15 protein-coding genes and 1 pseudogene are annotated in these 17,244 nt (G+C 73.2%); 4 read left to right on the top strand and 12 right to left on the bottom strand.

Annotated elements, in window-relative coordinates; genetic code table 11:
* Positions 1-43: 43 nt before the first annotated feature.
* The 5 genes and pseudogenes from ABZ725_RS20315 to ABZ725_RS20295 all read right to left on the bottom strand — a co-directional run.
* Positions 44-1,057: pseudogene (locus ABZ725_RS20315) on the bottom strand (lysylphosphatidylglycerol synthase transmembrane domain-containing protein); the annotation flags it as partial.
* Entirely contained in the window at positions 1,057-2,013 is a 957-nt protein-coding gene (locus ABZ725_RS20310; protein ID WP_358803984.1) for an SAM-dependent methyltransferase, read from the bottom strand. The pseudogene ABZ725_RS20315 and the gene ABZ725_RS20310, both read right to left, overlap by 1 nt.
* 83 nt (positions 2,014-2,096) lie before the next feature.
* Positions 2,097-3,290 carry a glycosyltransferase family 4 protein gene (locus ABZ725_RS20305; RefSeq protein ID WP_358803983.1) on the bottom strand — a complete coding sequence of 398 codons (1,194 nt, stop codon included), beginning with the start codon at positions 3,288-3,290 and terminating at the stop codon, positions 2,097-2,099.
* Positions 3,287-3,685, bottom strand: a complete 399-nt coding sequence (locus tag ABZ725_RS20300; protein WP_054241489.1) for a 6-carboxytetrahydropterin synthase — start codon at positions 3,683-3,685, stop codon at positions 3,287-3,289. Before ABZ725_RS20300 ends, ABZ725_RS20305 begins: the two co-directional genes overlap by 4 nt.
* Before the next feature lie 112 nt (positions 3,686-3,797).
* Positions 3,798-4,787 carry a zinc-binding alcohol dehydrogenase gene (locus ABZ725_RS20295; RefSeq protein WP_358803982.1) on the bottom strand — a complete coding sequence of 330 codons (990 nt, stop codon included), beginning with the start codon at positions 4,785-4,787 and terminating at the stop codon, positions 3,798-3,800.
* Between the two features lie 108 nt (positions 4,788-4,895).
* Here ABZ725_RS20295 and ABZ725_RS20290 point away from each other — a divergent pair, with 108 nt between their 5' ends.
* Positions 4,896-5,651 carry a CDP-alcohol phosphatidyltransferase family protein gene (locus ABZ725_RS20290; RefSeq protein WP_358803981.1) on the top strand — a complete coding sequence of 252 codons (756 nt, stop codon included), beginning with the start codon at positions 4,896-4,898 and terminating at the stop codon, positions 5,649-5,651.
* Positions 5,652-5,737: 86 nt separating this feature from the next.
* On the opposite strand, the gene ABZ725_RS20285 is transcribed toward ABZ725_RS20290, so the two are convergent.
* The 6 genes from ABZ725_RS20285 to ABZ725_RS20260 form a co-directional block, all read right to left on the bottom strand.
* Positions 5,738-6,475: a YcnI family protein gene (locus ABZ725_RS20285; protein WP_358804152.1), complete on the bottom strand. Its 738-nt coding sequence runs from the start codon at positions 6,473-6,475 to the stop codon at positions 5,738-5,740.
* A 145-nt stretch (positions 6,476-6,620) separates the two neighbouring features.
* Positions 6,621-7,346, bottom strand: coding sequence for a hypothetical protein (locus tag ABZ725_RS20280; protein WP_358803980.1), 726 nt, complete (start codon positions 7,344-7,346; stop codon positions 6,621-6,623).
* A 264-nt stretch (positions 7,347-7,610) separates the two neighbouring features.
* Positions 7,611-8,849 carry an MFS transporter gene (locus tag ABZ725_RS20275; RefSeq protein ID WP_358803979.1) on the bottom strand — a complete coding sequence of 413 codons (1,239 nt, stop codon included), beginning with the start codon at positions 8,847-8,849 and terminating at the stop codon, positions 7,611-7,613.
* On the bottom strand, positions 8,846-10,648 hold the full coding sequence (locus tag ABZ725_RS20270) for an ABC transporter permease subunit (RefSeq protein WP_358803978.1): 1,803 nt from the start codon (positions 10,646-10,648) through the stop codon (positions 8,846-8,848). Before ABZ725_RS20270 ends, ABZ725_RS20275 begins: the two co-directional genes overlap by 4 nt.
* A 20-nt stretch (positions 10,649-10,668) precedes the next feature.
* Positions 10,669-12,198: an ABC transporter substrate-binding protein gene (locus ABZ725_RS20265; RefSeq protein WP_358803977.1), complete on the bottom strand. Its 1,530-nt coding sequence runs from the start codon at positions 12,196-12,198 to the stop codon at positions 10,669-10,671.
* Between the two features lie 14 nt (positions 12,199-12,212).
* A complete protein-coding gene (locus ABZ725_RS20260) occupies positions 12,213-12,785 on the bottom strand; it encodes a GNAT family N-acetyltransferase (protein ID WP_358803976.1) in 573 nt (190 codons plus the stop codon).
* A gap of 129 nt (positions 12,786-12,914) precedes the next feature.
* On the opposite strand from ABZ725_RS20260, the gene ABZ725_RS20255 reads away from it, so the two are divergent.
* Both ABZ725_RS20255 and ABZ725_RS20250 read left to right on the top strand, forming a co-directional pair.
* Positions 12,915-13,871 (top strand): ArsA-related P-loop ATPase, encoded by a 957-nt coding sequence (locus ABZ725_RS20255; RefSeq protein WP_358803975.1) that lies wholly within the window; start codon positions 12,915-12,917, stop codon positions 13,869-13,871.
* 57 nt (positions 13,872-13,928) lie between these two features.
* Positions 13,929-14,321: an SCO5389 family protein gene (locus ABZ725_RS20250; RefSeq protein ID WP_358803974.1), complete on the top strand. Its 393-nt coding sequence runs from the start codon at positions 13,929-13,931 to the stop codon at positions 14,319-14,321.
* A 132-nt stretch (positions 14,322-14,453) separates the two neighbouring features.
* Here the strand turns inward: ABZ725_RS20250 and ABZ725_RS20245 are convergent, their stop codons facing one another.
* Positions 14,454-15,008 carry a hypothetical protein gene (locus ABZ725_RS20245; protein ID WP_358803973.1) on the bottom strand — a complete coding sequence of 185 codons (555 nt, stop codon included), beginning with the start codon at positions 15,006-15,008 and terminating at the stop codon, positions 14,454-14,456.
* A gap of 362 nt (positions 15,009-15,370) precedes the next feature.
* Here ABZ725_RS20245 and ABZ725_RS20240 point away from each other — a divergent pair, with 362 nt between their 5' ends.
* Positions 15,371-17,182, top strand: coding sequence for a coagulation factor 5/8 type domain-containing protein (locus ABZ725_RS20240; protein ID WP_358803972.1), 1,812 nt, complete (start codon positions 15,371-15,373; stop codon positions 17,180-17,182).
* Positions 17,183-17,244 lie beyond the last annotated feature (62 nt).

The raw sequence follows: 17,244 nt of genomic DNA, 5'->3' as shown, positions 1-17,244 counted from the left end.
CGAAGCTGAGCACGCCGTACACGACGGCGACCGCGAGGCCGGTGCTCGCGCCGAGCCCGGCGGCGCCGAACGCCCAGGCGGTGACGCCCTCACGGGGCCCCCAGCCGCCGACGTTCAGCGGCAGGCCCATGGCGAGCAGGGCGAGGACGGCGATCGGCAGCAGCGCGAGGACCGAGGCCGAGGAGCCGGCGACCCGGGCGGCCACCACGAACATGCCGAGGTGACCGGCCAGCACGACCGCCGACGACACCGCGACGCCCGGACCGTTGCGCCGCGACAGCAGTCCCTCACGCGCCTCGGCCAGCACCCCCCGCAGCCGTCCGCCACGACGCGCCGACGAGGAGTTCATCCGGACCGCCACGACGACGGCGAGCGCGCCCACCCCGGCCAGCAGGACCAGGGGGGCGAGCTGCCGGGCGTCCGCCATGACCGGGGAGGGCAGGGTCAGCAGGACCGTTACGCCTGCCACGGCCAGCACCAACTGCCCCGCGGTGCGCTCCAGGACGACGGCCCGCACGCCGCGTCCCACATCACCGGCGCTCTGCCCGTGCCGCACCGCGCGGTGCACATCGCCGAGGACGCCGCCGGGCAGCGCCGCGTTGAGGAACAGCGAACGGTAGTAGTCGGCGACGGCCGGACCGAACGGCAGCCGGATGCGCAGCGCACGGGCCACCAGCGCCCACCGCCAGGCGCTGAACACGGTGGTGACCGCACCGATCCCGAGCGCTGCCAGGAGGGTCGGGGCGTCGATCCGCCGGAGCCCGTCCAGGAAGACGCCGGTGCCCAGCTTCCACAGCAGGGCGGTGAGGATGACGACCCCGGCGACGGTCCCGAAGTGCGTGCGCAGGGCGCGGTTGCCGAGCAGCGCACGCAGCCGCGAGGGCTTCTCCGTGCGCGGCCGGGTCACGATGACCCCGATGCGGGACTCGGACACGGCGGCGCCGGTGCGGCCCACCGACGGGCTGCGCAGGGGCCGCCGGACGACCGGCCGGGCCCCCTCGCCCCACACGACCGGCGCGGCGGTGCGCACCCGTGGGCCGACCGTCTCCGCGCTCATCACGCCCCGCCCGTCGGCCGGGCCAGTGCCAGCAGGTCGCTGTGGTGGACGGTGACCTGCAGTTCGCCCGCCGCGCAGGCCGCCAGCCGGCCCGCCAGGTAGGCCTCGGCGCGCTCGGCGAGTCGAGGGCGCTCCTCCACCGCCGCGCCGACCCAGCCGCGCAGCCACTGAGCGGTCAGGCCCACGTTCTCGGGGCCGAGCCGCCAGGGGCTCGGGTGGACCTTGACGGTCGCGCCGTGGGCGGCGAACGCCTCGCAGGCCACGCTCACCGCGTCGGGGCCGAGCAGGCCGTCGCGCCGCTGGTGGTCGTTGAAGGCGGCGGCGATCTCGTCGTCCAGCGGGTCCGGGGCGGAGAACTCGACGCGGCCGGCGACCGACAGCGTCAGCAGCGCCGGGCAGCCCGCGCCCGCGCAGGCCGAGGCGAGCGTCTCGACCTCCTCGCGAGTGAGGACGTCCAGCAGTGCGGAGGCGGTGACCAGCGAGGCGCCGAGCAGGGCGTCCGGGGTGAGGCGGGCGACGTCGCCGCGCCGCGTCTCGACGGTGACCCGGCTGCCGTCGGCGGCCGCCCGCGGGGAGGCGACGGCCGCGAAGTGCAGGAGGTAGGGGTCACGGTCGTGCAGCACCCAGTGCTGGGCGCCGTCCAGCCGGGGAGCCAGCCAGCGGCCCATCGAGCCGGTGCCGCAGCCCAGGTCGTGGATGGCCAGCCCGCTGCGGCCGGGCAGGTTGGCCAGCCGGATCCGCAGCGGGTCCAGCAGCTCCATCGCCCGGGCGCCGGCGTCGGCGGGCTCGCGCAGCTCCAGCCACTCGGGGGCGTAGCGGGGCTGCTCGTCCGGCCCGGCGTCGCGCAGCCGCACGGTGGGCCGCTCACCGGGCCGGACCACCGGTCCCGCGCCGGCGATGACGGCCTGCGCCACGGAGCCTGCGCCCGTGCTGTCGGGAACCACTGCCTCGGTCATGGGACCAGCCTCCTTCCGGACCGGCTGGGTCGGAATGCCGCCCACCCGTCGTGCCACGTCGGCCGGGGTCGCCGTCGTCTTCCTCATGCCGCCCTCCGGGGTTCGCTGGGAAGCCGGCCGAGCACCCCGGCCAGGCTCTGGGCGGTGCTCGCCCAGCCGTTCAGAGCCGCCCGGCGGCCGCGCGCGGCGGCCTTGAGGCGACGCCGTACGTCGGCCTCGCCGAACCAGCCGCGCAGTTCGACCGCGAGGGCGGCCGGATCCTCCGGCGGGACCAGGATGCCGGGGACACCGCCGTCGGGGGCGCGGCCGACCGCCTCGGGAAGCCCGCCGACGTCCGTCGCGAGGACGGGGATGCCGCGGGCGAGCGCCTCGGTGACGGCCATGCCGTACGTCTCCGCGTACGAGGTGAGGACCATCAGGTCGGCGGAGGCGTAGGCGGCGTCGAGTTCGGCGCCGGCCTTCGGGCCCGCGAGCTGCAGCCGGTCCTCGAGGCCGTACTTCGCGATGAGGCCGCGCAGATGGGTGACGTACTCCGGGTCCTGCCCGAGGCCGCCCACGCACACACAGCTCCACGGCAGGTCCCGGGCCGCGGCCAGCGCCTCCACCAGCCGGTGCTGGCCCTTGCGCGGGGTGACGGCGGCCACGCACAGCAGACGGGAGACGCCGTCCGTGCCGGAGGCCAGCGGGGCGATGTCGGCGCCGGGGGCGGCGACGTGCACCCGCTCGGGGGCGAGGCCGTGGTGCGAGACCAGGCGGCGGACCGCCCACTCGCTGGTGGCGATCACCGCGGGGACGGCCCGCAGCACGGCCCGCTCCTTGGCGTCGAGTTCGGCCGCCACCTCGGGCGCGAGACCCCGCTCGTCGCCCAGCGGCAGATGGACGAGCACGGCGAGCCGCAGCCGCTCCGCCTCGGGGGCGATGATCTCCGGCACCCCGCAGGCCACCAGGCCGTCGATGAGGACGACCGTCCCGTCGGGGAACTCCCGCAGGGTGCGGGCCAGTTCCGCGCGGGCCGCGGCCTCCGGACGGGGCCAGGAACCGGACGCCAGGTGCTTGTGCACCTGCCAGCCGAAGCCCGGCAGATCAAGGCACAGGCGCCGGTCGTAGGCGTTGCCGCCGCTCGGGTTCGCCGGGTCGTCGACTCCGCCGGGCATCACGAAGTGCACGGAGCGCAGCGACATGGGGATGATCCCGCCCATCTTGGGAAGCGCCGACTGCGAGGGCACGTACGAAAGCGGGGCCGTGTGCACGGTCTTCTCCAGGGTCACGTCGGTCACAGCGCACGCTCGTAACTCGCCCAGGCGACGTGCGACTCGTGCAGGGAGACCGCGATGGCCGCGATGCCCCGGGCGCCCTCGCCGAGCGCCCCCTTGTGGATCCGCTCCGCGAGCCGGTCCGCGATGACCTTGGCCAGGAACTCCGTCGAGGTGTTGACCCCGGCGAAATCCGGCTCGTTGTCGAGGTTGCGGTAGTTCAGCTCGCTGACCACGGCACCCAGTTCCTGCGTGGCGAGTCCGATGTCGACGACGATGTTGTCGTCGTCCAGCTGCTCGCGGCGGAAGGTGGCGTCCACGAGGAACGTCGCTCCGTGCAGGCGCTGCGCGGGTCCGAAGACCTCGCCGCGGAAGCTGTGGGCGATCATGATGTGATCGCGGACGGTGACACTGAACAACGGACGACCCTCCAGGTGCGGCGCGTCTGGCTCCCCCGGCAGTTGGCCGCCGGGGGATGCCGTGTAGTACGGACCTTCGCTTCCCCGTGTTCAGCCCGATCTCACTCTTTTCTCAGGTCAGGCCCTCTTGTGCATACCTGACGCGGTGACACAGGGCCGGGATCTCGCCCGACGCCAGCTTCGGCATGACGTCCGGCAGCTCCTCGAAAGCGCTGTCCCCCGTGACGAGCGCGTCCAGCGCCGGATCGGCCAACAGCTCCAGGGCGAGCGCGAGCCGGTCGGCGTACGTACGGCTGGAGCGGCGGGCCGGGGAGACGGCGCCGACCTGGCTGCTGCGGATCACCAGACGGCGGGAGTGGAACTCCTCGCCCAGCGGCAGGGAGACCTTCCGGTCGCCGTACCAGCTGAGTTCGAGGACCGTGCCCTCGGCCGTCAGCAGCTCCAGGGAGCGGGCCAGACCCGCCTCGGTGGCGCTGGCGTGCACGACGAGATCACAGCCGCCCAGGGCGTCCTCGGGGACGGCGAAGTCGACGCCGAGGGCCTCGGCGGTCTTCGCCCGCGCCGGGTCGGCGTCCACCAACTGCACGCGCACCCCCGGGAAGCGGGCCAGCAGCGCGGCCACCGAGCAGCCGACCATCCCGCCGCCGACCACCGCGATCCGGTCGCCGACCAGCGGCGCAGCGTCCCACAGCGCGTTGACGGCCGTCTCGATCGTGCCGGCGAGGACGGCCCGTTCGGCGGGCACGGAGTCGGGGACGACCGTCACCGCGGCGACCGGGACGACGTACCGCGTCTGGTGCGGATAGAGGCAGAAGACGGTCCGTCCGACGAGGTCCCGCGGCCCCTCCTCCACCAGCCCCACATTGAGGTAGCCGTACTTCACCGGGGCCGGGAACTCGCCCTCCTGGAACGGCGCCCGCATCACGGCGTGCTGGCTCGCGGGGACCCCGCCGCGGAAGACCAGCGTCTCCGTGCCACGGCTGACGCCGGAGAAGAGCGAGCGGACCAGCACCTCGCCCTCGGCGGGGTCGGGAAGGGTGAGATCGCGTATCCCGCCCTCACCCGGAGAGTCGATCCAGAACGCACGAGCGGTGCGGTTCATCGGGATCCTCCTGAACGATCGGGAACCTGTTCACGTACCGAGGTGTGCACAGTCCGCGCACAGTACGCGGCACTGATCATCTCTGTCATCTGGCCGGAGGAATGTGCGGTGGCCCTGAACAACACTTACGACGCAAGGCTGGTCCAGCAGGAGACCGCTGTGGGAGCGGGCGTTCAGATCCTGTTGCTGGCCCTGCTCGGCACGGCGATCGGCATGGGGCCGGCGGGCTGGGTGACCGGTCTCGTCTTCGCCATCGCCACCTGGGCGGTCCTCTCCCGGGCGCTGCACCGATCCAGTCTGCGCTCCTTCGGCCCGGCCAACCGGGTCACGCTCGGCCGGGCGACCCTGGTCGGCGGGGTGACCGCGCTGGTCGCGGACTCCTTCGAGTCCGCCCCGCCGGTGACGCTCCTGGTCGGCCTGACGGCCGTCGCCCTGATCCTCGACGGCGTCGACGGCAAGGTCGCCCGCCGCACCGGCACCTCGACGGCGCTCGGCGCCCGCTTCGACATGGAGGTCGACGCGTTCCTGATCCTGGTGCTCAGCGTCTACGTCTCGATGGCGCTGGGCCCATGGGTCCTGCTCATCGGCGGCATGCGCTACGCCTTCGTCGCCGCGGCCCGCGTCGCCCCCTGGCTCAACGCGCCGCTCCCGCCGAGCACCGCCCGCAAGACGGTCGCCGCACTGCAGGGCGTCCTGCTGCTGGTGGCGGGCGCCGACCTGCTGCCCCACGCGGCCAACTTCGCCGTCGTGCTGCTGGCGCTGGGCTCGCTGGTGTGGTCCTTCGGCCGCGACGTGCTGTGGCTGTGGCGGACCTCGCGCGTCACGGCGGAGGCACCCGCGGAGAAGATGCTCGAGCTCGTCTAGCACGCAGGGGATGGGCCCGGACCGGATTCCCGGTCCGGGCCCATCCCCTGCGTTCCGGACACGTTCCGGATTACGTTCCGGCAGGGCTACGAGCGTGCCGACCGCGTCCGTACGACGGCGAAGCCGGCGGCCGCGAGGCCCAGCACCCCGACGACCAGCCCGGCGACGCCGAGGCCACGGGCGGTGGAGTCGCCGGTCCCGGAGGCGGCGGCTGCGCCGGTGTCAGCGGCGGTGTCGGCCTGTTTCGTGCTGCCGGCGGCGGTGTCGGTGCTCTTGGCGCTCACCGTGGTCAGCCTCAGCACGGGCGCCGGGTTCTCCGGCTCGTCCGCGCCCGCCGCGGCCTCCTCGATCCAACGGACGGTCTTGCCGTCGGAGTAGGTCTGCAGGGCCTTGAAGACCAACTGGCCCGTGTCGTCGGGGAGTTGACCGAAGGCGACGTCGAAGTCCTCGTACTGGCCGGCGGCGATCTTCCCGCCGGTCCAGGTGATCTCGGTGACGGCCTCGGTGATGGCGCCGTCGTCCGTCTTGACCGGCGTCTTGAGCTTGGTGGTGGTCACCTTCGGCGTCCAGCCGTCCTGGGGGCGGACCAGCACGCCGAGGACGGGGTGGTCGGTGGGCAGGAAGACCTGGACCTCGGTGGTGCTCGCGGTGTCCTCCTCGTCGGGCACCCGGAAGCTGAGGACGCCGTCGGTGGCCCCCTTGGCGTAGCTCTCGGGATGGACGGTGACGTGCGCGGAGGCGGCGCCGGCCGCGCACAGGACCGCGGCGGCGGCGAGCACGGCGCCGAGACCGGCCCGGCGCAGGGCGGAACGGGTCGTGGACACGCGCGTGGACACGCGCGTGGATGCGGTCGTGGTCGTGGTCGTGGTCTCGGCCGTGGATACGGATGTGGTCGTGGTCGTGGTGGTGGACATGGGCGGGTGATCTCCGTACAGGAAGGTGTGGGCCCGGCTCTGGGCCGGCTCGGGTTCAGGTCGCGTACGGGATCGGCGGGGGCGGCCCACGGCGGCTCACGGCATGCCGGAGCAGCAACTGCCGGGCCGGGCCCGGAGCCGGGGCGGCGGAGCGGACGGACGGCACGGGCGCCGGCGGGACCCGGGCGTCCCGCCACCAGGCCGCGAGGCCCGGCAGGAAGGCGACCGCCCAGCGCAGCAGCGACCACAGGGCGGCCTCCCCGCGCCGCAGCCACCAGGAGGCGGCGAGCGCGGCGAGGACGTGAGCGGCGGTGGCGTGCGGGGTCATGGCCGTCGCGGTGTGCGGGGTCATCGCCGTGGCGATGTGCGGGGTCATCGCCGTGGCGATGTGCGGGGTCATCGCCGTGGCGATGTGCGGGGTCATCGCCGTGGCGATGTGGGTGTGGGTGTGGGCGTGGGCGTGCAGGTGCGGGCCGCGGTGTGCGGACGTCATGGACATCGCGGGCATGGTCCGCGCGGCCGCACGGGAGCGGGCGGCGGCGTCGAAGGCGATGTGCAGGCCGGCCTGGGTGACCAGCATGGCCGCGCCGATCCCGGGCAGCGAGCGCTCCCGGGCGCCCAGCAGCCACCCGGCGGCGAAGACCGCCAGGAATCCGGCGCCGTCCGCCCACGGCGGCGGCGCGTCACCCGTGGCGAGTCCGTGCCCGGCGGCGGCCAGCAGCACGCACACCGCGGCGAACACCGCGGCGCGCAGACTCCGGACCGCCGGGGACGCACTCATGATGCGGGATCCTCCCACGCCCGACGGATACGACGGGGACCACTCCCGCGTTGACCTCCGTTTGGGCCATGTGGGCCGCGCGGGGTGTGTGGGCCGAGCGGGGCGTGCGGGGCGTGCGGGGCGTGTGGGTCGTGTGGGTCGTGTGGGTCGTGCGGGGCGGCAGAGCAAGCGACGACGGCAACCGGCACCGCTGCACTCCGGAGGCGGGAAGGACGCGGGTGACCGCGCCACCGCAGACCACGACCGGCACCGCCACTCCCGCCTTCACGCTCTGCGGGCCCCGCGCGGCAGCAGGACAACAGCGGCAGCCGGTACCGCGGCCAGCAACACCCAGGGCACGGCCGACGGCAGCCCGGAGTCGAGCAGGCTGCCGGTGACCGCGCTTCCGACGAGCACGATCAGCCCGGAGACCGAGGACAACGCCCCCGTGTACAGGCCGAGTCGGCCCTCTTCGGCGAGGTCGGGGACCCAGGCGCGGGCGGCGGGCGCGACGAGCATCTGGCCGAGCGTGAGCAGCACGACGAACCCGGCCGCGGGCAGCAGCCCGGCCGTCCCGGTGCGCCCGGCGGGCAGGACCGCGGCCACGACGGCGAACCCGGCGGCGATCAGCGCGAGCCCCGCCGCCATCGAGCGGCGCAGGCTCAACCGCTCCCCCACCCACCGGGTGACCGGCAGCTGGGCGGTCACCACCAGCAGCGACGACAGCGCGAACAGCCAGGCCAGCGGCGCCTGCGAACCGGCCGCCCGCTCCACCTCGGCGGGCAGGGCGAGGTAGAGCTGGTTGTAGGCGAGGAGGTAGGCGCCGTAGGCGCAGGCCAGCGCGAGGAAGCGGCGGTTGCGCAGCAACGGGCCCACGCCGCCGCGGACTCGGACGCGGGTCCGGCCGGGGATGTGCTGCGGCAGCAGCCACGCGTGGGCGGCCAGGACCAGCACGAAGACCCCGGCTCCGGCCAAACACACCGCACGGAAGTCGACCTCGAGGAGCAGCGCGCCGAGCAGCGGCCCGACGAACGCCCCGGCCTGCCCGGCGACCGTGAACAGCGCCAGCACCCGGGTCCGCGATCCGCCGCCCGACTCCTCGTGCGCGACGGCCTGCCGGGCCACCTCGGACTCGACGGCGGGTGAGAACAGCGCGGCCGCGAACCCGATCAGCAGCACCGCCCCGACGACCGTCCCGGCCTGCCCGGCGTACCCGAGCCACCCGAACCCGGCGATCCGCAGCACGCACCCGGCGAGGACGACGGGCCGGACGCCGTACCGGTCCGCCAGCGCGCCGCCGACCACGAACAGCCCCTGCTGACTGAAGGTCCGCAGCCCCAGCACGAACCCGACCAGCCAGCCCGCCATGCCGACCGCGCCGCCCAGATGCTCGGCGAGGAACGGCAGAACGGCGAAGAAGCCTATGTTGAAGGCGAGTTGAGTGAGGATCAGCAGCCGCAGCAGCGGCGGGAGTCGAGTGGCTTCGCTCGCCCTGCGGCGCGGGGAGAGGCGCGTGGCCCTCACCGGGACCTCACCGACTCCGGTGGGGAGGAAGGCAGTTCGACGCCGTCCAGCTCGCTCGGGCCGTCCAGGTCTGCCGTACGACGACGTGGCCGTCGCAGTGCTCCGGCCGCCGTCACCGCGAGGGCGCCGAGCAACGCCAGGACGGTGGCGGGGGCGAGGACGGCCCAGGGGGCGCGTTCGGCGTAGGGCTGGTTCTCGGCGAGGAGCAGACCCCACTCGGGGGACGGCGGCTGCGCGCCGAGGCCGAGGAAGCCGAGGGAGGCCAGGGCGAGGGCGATGCCCGGCAGACGCAGGAGGGCGTGGCGGGCGACCGGCGGCAGCACGGCGGGCAGGAGTTCGCTCCTCAGCAGGTACCAGGGGCCGGCCCCGAGGGCGCGGGTGGCGGTGAGGTGGACGGTGGCCCGCTCCTGCCGCAGCAGAGCGGAGGCGTGCGCGGCGAGCGGCGCCCAGGCCACCACCGCCACGGCGAGGACGGGCGTCGTGGGCCCGCTGCCCCAGACCGCGGCGACGAGGAGCGCGGCGAGAACGGGCGGCACGGCGTTCACGGTGTCGACGAGCGGCCCGGACAGCCGGGGCAGCAGCCCGAGCAGGACTCCGGCGGTGAGTGCGATCGCGCTGATGGCGAGGGCGAGAAGCAGGGTGTCGAGAGCGCCGTGCGCGACCCGGGCGAGAACGTCGCGGCCGAGCGCGTCGGTGCCGAAGGGGTGGGCCGCGGAGGGGGGTCGCAGGCGGGCGGCGGTGTCGAGGGCGAGCGGGTCGCGGGGCAGGCCGAGACCGATGACGACCGACAGCAGAAGACTGTATGCAATAGGCAGGATCCTGCGGACGGTCGGCGGCGGCCCGTGGAGTGTATGCAAGGCGCCGTCGCGCAGAGCCGGGCCGATCAGCCACCGGGCGCCGAGCCGGGCAAGGCCGGTGGCGAGCGCCGCGAGGACGACCAGCACCAGGGCGCCGGCCTGGAGGACGGGCAGGTCCTGGGCGATCGCGGCCTGGAGGGTGGTCCGGCCGAGCCCGGGGATGTCGAAGATCTGCTCCACGGCGACGGATCCGCCGGTCAGCCCCACGACGAACAGCCCGAGGTTGGGCAGCAGTCCGGGCACACAACGGCGCAGCGCCTTACGGGCGATGCTCCGGCCGGGCAGTCCGCGCGCGGCGGCGGCCTGCGCCCAGGGCTCGGCGAAGGCGGCAGGCAACTGGTCGTCGAGAAGCCGCCCGAGGACCGCGCCGGCGGGCAGGCCGAGGGCGAGCGCGGGCAGCACGGTCCACTGCGGGCCGTACCAGCCGAGGGCGGGCAGCCACCCCCACTGCACACCGACCACCGTGGCGAGGACGGACGCGGTGAGGAACTCCGGCAGCGCGGCGAGCACGGCGGAGCCGGACCCGCCGGCGGGCCGGCCGTCGAGCCGTCGCCCCGAGCCGAGGTACAGGGTGCGGGCGCACACTCCGGCGGCGGTGACCACGGCGACCGCCAGTGCCACCGTCATCAGCAGCAGCGACACCCCAAGGGCATCGAGGACACCGGGCAGGACGTCGGCGCCGGAGACCCAGGACCGTCCGGCGTCACCGCGCGGCAACCCCGCGAGCCACTGCCCGAGGAGGTGCAACGGGCCGTCGTCCAGCCCCAGTCCGGCACGGACGGCGGCGAGCACCTCAGGGGTGGCGTCACGGTCGGCGGACCGCGCCTTCAGTACGGTGAGCGCCGGATCCGTGTGCGAGAGCCAGGGCAGCAGCCCGATCCCGCACACCAGCAGCGCGGCCAGTCCGGCACGCCACAGCAGCGCGCCCACCCTGCTCCGCATGCCGTCCGCGCGAAATGCCGTCAGCGCCGGGTCCCGATGCCGACGAGGGTGCGCTCGTACGGGTCGAGCAGCACGCCGCCGACCTCGGCTCCGACGCCGGTGATGACGCGCTGGTGGACCAGCGGGACGACGGCGTCGGCGCCGAGGATCTTCGCCTCGGCGGCCATGGCGGCGTCCTGCCGCTCGTCGGTGTCGGCGACCGTCTGCGCCGTGCCGACGGCCGTGTCGACTCCCTTGTCGCACAGCAGGGCGAGGTTGTAGCCGCCGTCGCAGGTGAAGTCACCGGCCAGGACGGAGACGGGGTCGCCGGTGTCGAGAAGGCTGTTGCGAGCCCCGACGAACGCGTCGAACTTCCCGGCGAGCGCGTCGCTCTCCAGCCGCGAGTACTCACGCACCTCCAGCTTCACCGCGAAGCCTGCCTTCTCCAGCTGCTGCTTCAACACCTGGGCCGCTTCAGGGAGTTCGGGCCGGTTGTCATAGGTGGCGAGGGTGACCGAGGCCCCGCCGGGGTTACCGGCCTGCGCTCTGCCGACGGGCTGGACGCGCTTGCCCGCGGCCCAGGTGACGGCGGGACCGTAGATCCCGGCGCCTGCGTCGGCGTGCCCTTCGTAGACGCCCTCGGCGAGGGCGGAGGTGTCAATGGCCGCGCGGGCGGCGGCGCGCAGTGCCGGGTCCTTGAAGACGCCCGACTTCGTGTTGAGTTGCAGGCTGGTGGTGCGGGTGGTGGCGGTCTCGCGGCGGGTGTTCGCGTCGAGGGTGGCGGCCTGGGCGACGGGTATGGCCTCGGCGAGGTCGACCTGGCCGGTGCGCAGGGCGTTGGCGCGGGCGGTGCCGTCGGCGACGAACCGCACGTCGATGCCGGAGGCCTGGGCCCGGCCGCCCCAGTAGTCGTCGAAGCGGTCGAGGTCGGCGACGGTCGTGCCGGTCACCTTGGTGAGCTCGAAGGGGCCGGTGGCGGTGCCGACCGGGTCGACGGCGTCCTTCTTCCCGTACGCCTTCGGGGCGAGGACGGCAAGGCTCGGGCTGGAGAGCCGCAGGGGCAGCACGGGGTCGGGCCGGGCGGTGGTGACGCGTACGCCGGCGCCGCCCTCCGCCTTCGCAGTGAGATCGACGCCGGCGAGGGCGGCCGGGGCTGGCTCGGCCTCGGTGGCACGGGTGAGGGAGGCGGCGACGGCGACGGGCGTGACGTCGGTGCCGTCCTGGAAGACGGCCTCGCGCAGGGTGAACAGCCAGGTCCGGTCGTCCTCACGGCGCCAGGACGCGGCGAGCGCGGGCGCGGCGGCGCCGTTGGCGTCGAGGGCGGTCAGCCCTTCGGTGACGCCGAGACGGCTGAGGATCGTCGCGTCGGCCCCGTACGGGGAGAGGTTCTCGGCGGGCGGGAAGGCGAGCGCGACCCGCAGCCGGGAGCCGTCGCCGGCTGCGGACCCCTCGCCGTCGTCACCACCGGAGGAGGCGAAGCAGCCGGCGAGGACGGGGGCGAGGAGAAGTCCGGCGAGGATCCGTGGACGGCGGGGAAGGCGGGAAATGGGGCGGCGGTGGGGGAAGCGCATGGGTGGTTACCGGCCTAGAGGTGGGGGGAGACGGCGGCGGGGCGACGGGCGACGAGGGCGTCGAGGGGGACGTCGAAGTGCACGATCCCCTGACCGCCGCCCGGGTCCTCACGCTCGTCGTGCACGACCGTGCCGAGCGACCGCCAGAAGCCTTCGGCGCCTTCCACGGAGGGGTCGGTGTGCAGATACACGGACCGGTAGCCGCCGTCCGCGGCCGCGAAGGCGAGCAGTTCGGCGACCAGACGCCGGGCAAGGCCCCGCCGCCGGTGCTCTGATCGGACATAGACGCGGCGCAACTGGGCGCTCGCGCCGGAGGGATAGCGCTCGGCCACGAGCCGGGGGTTCGGCGGGTGGAGGGGGCCGCGGGAGTCCAGGGCGCCCGTGGCGACCACCTGCCCCTCGGGGTCGAGCGCGACCAGCAGGGTATGGCGGGCGGGGACCAGATAGGCGGCGACCGGATCGATGATGTCGCCGTGCCAGCGGGGCACGTAACCGGTACCGAAATCGCGGTAGACGGTGTCGAGCATGACGGCCCGGGCGCCGTCGAGGTCCTCTGGGCCCGCGGGCCTTATGCAGTAGTCACGCACTTGCACATCATATGCATTAAGCCGAGGGCATTCGATCACTCGACCACCCCGCCCCGGGGATTTGACAGAGATCACGGCACGCCTTAAACCTAGCCACATGACATTCATTTTCAAAAAGGCGGTGCGGTGATGCGCATCGCTTTCGTAGGGAAGGGCGGCAGCGGCAAGACGACACTGTCGGCCCTGTTCGCCCGACAGTTGGCGCAGTCCGGCGCACCGGTGCTCGCCGTGGACGGCGACATCAACCAGCACCTGTCCGAGGCCCTGGACCCCACGGCCGGCCCAGCGCCCTTCACCGCCCCGCCCCTGGCCGGGCACCTGGGCGAGATCAAGGACCTGCTGCGCGGCGCCAACCCGCGGATCGCCTCCCGCGAGGCGATGGTCAAGACGACCCCGCCGGGCCGCGGCTCCCGACTGCTACACCTGCTCGGCGACGACGAACTGCACACCCGCCACGTCCAGCAGGTCGGCGGCGTGCCCCTCATGGTGACGGGCGCGTTCGACGAGAGCGACCTGGGCGTGGCCTGCTACCACTCCAAACTCGGCGCCGTGGAGCTCTACCTGAACCACCTGGTCGACGGCCCCGGCGAGTATCTGGTGATGGACATGACGGCCGGCGCCGACGCCTTCGCCTCCGGCCTGTTCACCCGCTTCGACATGACGTTCCTGGTGGCCGAACCCACCCGCCGAGGCGTCTCCGTCTACCGCCAGTACCGCGACCACGCCCGCGAGTTCGACATCCCCCTCGCGGTGGTCGGCAACAAGGTGACCGGCGAGGACGATCTCCTCTTCCTCAAAGAACAGGTGGGCGACGACCTCCTCACCCACCTCGCCCTCTCCCCCTGGGTCCGCTCCGCCGAACGAGGCAGCCCCCAGGGCGAGTTGGAGGACACCAACCGCCACGCCCTCGACATCCTGCGCGAGACGGTCGACGCCCGCACCAAGGACTGGCCCACCCTCCACCGCCACGCCGTCCACTTCCACCTGCGCAACGCCGAATCCTGGGCCAACGAGGCAACGGGCCAGGACCTGGCGGGGCAGGTGGACCCGGAGTTCGTACCGGGCCCGGAATCACTGGCCCGATAGCCCGGGGGGGGTCCCCCTCCCCCCTCCCCTCCCTCCCCAAGAACAGGAACAACACCCATGTCTCTCGACGTCTCCCCGAAGCTCCTCGCCGAGGCCGAAGCCGGTGACATCCGTGAGGAGGACTTCGTGGACACGGTCCGCACATCTCTCCCCTACGCCTACGACCTCGTCGCCTCCCTCTCCGCCGAGCTGCACGCCGGCATCGGTGAGTTCACCGACAACCAGACCCCTCCCGCGTCCGAGCAGGAGCGCGGCCAACTTCTCCGCGCCCTCGCCAGCGACGCCATCCGCAGCAGCCTGGAACGCCACTTCGACGTCACTCTGGCCTTCCAGAACTGCCACCGGGTCGCGGCGTTCCGCCCGGGAGCGCGGGACGGGGAGACCTTCGCGCGGTTCACGTCGACGCGAGCACAGGTACTGAACCAGTCCGCGCTGTTGCGGGACTGCTAGGTCGTCGGCCCACCGGCCTGCCGTCAGGTCGGGCTGCTGAGGGGATCAGGCAGCCGCTCGGGCCGATCGGCTGCCTCTCCCCCGACCCCCGGACACCCGCGCTACCGGACACCCGCACCGCCGGCCACCGCGCTACCGGACGCCCGCCGCGTCAAGCAGCCGTACCAGATCCTTTCGACCGTATCCGAGGAGTGCGGCGCGATGGGCGACCGTCAGCAGCAGCTGCGCGACGATCTGCGCCCCGTATCCATCCGGGTCGTTGCGCGACCACTCGTCGGGCTCCTCGATGCCGAGGCTGTTCATCACCACGCCATGCTCGCGGCGAATCTCCGCGACGGTGTCGGACACGGCGCCCAGAAGCGTGGCCCCTGACCGCTCGCACTGCAGAGCGAAGCAGCCGAAGTCGACGGGCTGACAGCCGCTGGGCGGCTGCGTGCGCAAGCTCGCGTAGCGCTCATCCCGGAAGTCACCGCCGAACTCTTCGTGCACCAAGGCGAATCGATGCACCCCCGGAGCCGACGGCGGCGTCGGCGTGGGTGGGGGCGTCGGGGGCGGGTGCTCCCAGCCGGCATCCTCGTGCACCAACCGCTGCACCTCGTCCTCGTCGGCCGAGGTGGCCGTGAAGCCGGTCTCGTCGTTGCGCCCTGTCGTCGTGCCGTCCGCGTTGCGCTGGAAATGCAGGCTCACAGCCACCCCCGTGGTCCGTCATGAGCGGGAAGATCCCGTCACCCGCACAACGGCCCGCCGAGGCCCCGCGTGCCCACGCTCCGAAGTATCACCCGTTCGCGTGAAGACGCCGCTCGCCGGTGACGGAGCCGCGGCGGGCACGTCGCCCCCTGGTCTGCTGTGAAAGTGGGCATGGGGCGAGCCTCACAGTGGCTCGCACGGCAGGCACCCCGGTTCTCGCGGGAACACCGGTCCCGCCACTTGACGCGCGCCTTCGGGTAGTTGAAGCATTCAGCGCTGAGAGAGCGCTCTCAAGCCGCTCTCCGTTCACTTCCTTAAATCAGCCGTTCACTCCGAGCGGCCTGTACCGAGGAGAGCCGCCCATGACCCACACCCCACAGTCGGACCCGCCCTCCGTGCGCCGCAGAGCGGTCCTCGCGGCCGCCGCCACCGCCGCAGCCGTGCCCGCCCTCTCCGGAGCGGCCTCCGCGCAGGCCGCCGCCGTTCAGGACGGCGACTGTCCGCACGCTCTGCCGGGCGGCGGCGACCTCGGACCGAACGTTCTCGTCTTCGGCCCGGCGACCCCCGACATCCAGGCCCGGGTGGACGAGGTGTTCCGGCAACAGGAGTCGGCCCAATTCGGCAGCGGACGTTACGCGTTGCTGTTCAAGCCGGGCGTCTATCACGGCCTCAACGCCCAACTCGGGTTCTACACCTCCATCGCGGGCCTCGGTCTCTCCCCCGACGACACCACCATCAACGGGGATGTGACGGTCGACGCGGGCTGGTTCGGCGGCAACGCGACGCAGAACTTCTGGCGTTCGGCGGAGAACCTCGCGCTCGTCCCGGTGAGCGGAACCAACCGGTGGGCGGTCGCCCAGGCGGCCCCGTTCCGTCGGATGCACATACGCGGTGGCCTCAACCTCACCCCGTCCGGCTACGGTTGGGCCAGCGGCGGCTACATCGCGGACAGCCGCGTCGAGGGTGAGATCGGCCCGTACTCGCAGCAGCAGTGGTACACCCGGGACAGTTCGATCGGCAGCTGGCTCAACGGCGTGTGGAACATGGTGTTCTCGGGCGTCGAGGGCGCCCCCGCCCAGAGCTTCCCCAACCCGCCGTACACCACGCTCGACACGACTCCGGTCTCACGGGAGAAGCCTTTCCTGTACGTCGACGGCGGCGACGGCGACGGCGACGGCGAGTTCCGGGTCTTCCTGCCCGCCAAGCGGACCAACGCCCGCGGGGTCTCCTGGGGCAACGGCACACCCCGCGGCAACTCGCTGCCCCTGTCGCGGTTCTACGTCGCCAAGCCGGGCGTCTCCGCGGCCACGCTCAACCAGGCTCTCGCCCAGGGCCTGAACCTGCTGCTGACGCCGGGCATCTACCACCTCGACCAGCCCATCCGGGTGGCCCGAGCCAACACCGTTGTCCTGGGCCTGGGTTACGCCACCCTCATCCCCGACAACGGCGTCACCGCCCTGAAGGTCGCCGACGTCGACGGCGTCCGACTCGCCGGCTTCCTCGTCGACGCCGGACCGGTCAACTCCTCGACGCTGCTGGAGGTCGGTCCGCCGGGAGCCCGGCGCGACCACTCCGCCAACCCGACCACCGTCCAGGACGTGTTCGTCCGGATCGGCGGTGCCGGCGCCGGCAAGGCCACCACCAGCATGGTGATCAACAACCGTCACACGATCGTCGACCACACCTGGGTCTGGCGTGCCGACCACGGCGAGGGCGTCGGCTGGGACACCAACCGGGCCGACTACGGGGTCGTCGTCAACGGCCACGACGTGCTGGCCACGGGCCTGTTCGTGGAGCACTTCAACAAGTACGACGTGCAGTGGTACGGCCAGCGCGGCCGCACGATCTTCTTCCAGAACGAGAAGGCGTACGACGCGCCGAACCAGGCGGCGATCCAGAACGGAGCGACGAAGGGCTTCGCTGCCTACAAGGTGGGCGACAACGTCACCGCGCACGAGGGCTGGGGCCTGGGCAGTTACTGCTACTACAACGTCGACCCCACGATCGTCCAGCACCACGGCTTCGCCGCTCCGAACGTGCCTGGTGTGAAGTTCCACAACCTGCTGGTGGTCTCCCTCGGCGGCAAGGGCCAGTACGAGCACGTCATCAACGACCTCGGAGCACCGACGTCCGGCACGTCGACCGTGCCGTCGACCGTGGTCTCCTACCCCTGAACCATCGTGCGGGACTGAATTCCTGATGTCTGGTCAGATCCTGAGGCGCTCGGGAATCGGAA

Origin of the sequence: Streptomyces sp. NPDC006872 (genome assembly GCF_040635845.1) — a bacterium.
GTDB lineage: Bacteria > Actinomycetota > Actinomycetes > Streptomycetales > Streptomycetaceae > Streptomyces.
The sequence above is the reverse complement of the archived record's forward strand: the minus strand, read 5'-3'. Positions and strand labels throughout refer to the sequence as shown.

Coding starts and splice junctions, on each gene's coding strand:
- ABZ725_RS20310 (WP_358803984.1), bottom strand. CDS start 2,013: ATGACCGAGGCAGTGGTTCCCGACAGCACGGGCGCAGGCTCCGTGGCG.
- ABZ725_RS20295 (WP_358803982.1), bottom strand. CDS start 4,787: ATGAACCGCACCGCTCGTGCGTTCTGGATCGACTCTCCGGGTGAGGGC.
- ABZ725_RS20280 (WP_358803980.1), bottom strand. CDS start 7,346: ATGAGTGCGTCCCCGGCGGTCCGGAGTCTGCGCGCCGCGGTGTTCGCC.
- ABZ725_RS20270 (WP_358803978.1), bottom strand. CDS start 10,648: ATGCGGAGCAGGGTGGGCGCGCTGCTGTGGCGTGCCGGACTGGCCGCG.
- ABZ725_RS20265 (WP_358803977.1), bottom strand. CDS start 12,198: ATGCGCTTCCCCCACCGCCGCCCCATTTCCCGCCTTCCCCGCCGTCCA.
- ABZ725_RS20255 (WP_358803975.1), top strand. CDS start 12,915: ATGCGCATCGCTTTCGTAGGGAAGGGCGGCAGCGGCAAGACGACACTG.
- ABZ725_RS20250 (WP_358803974.1), top strand. CDS start 13,929: ATGTCTCTCGACGTCTCCCCGAAGCTCCTCGCCGAGGCCGAAGCCGGT.
- ABZ725_RS20240 (WP_358803972.1), top strand. CDS start 15,371: ATGACCCACACCCCACAGTCGGACCCGCCCTCCGTGCGCCGCAGAGCG.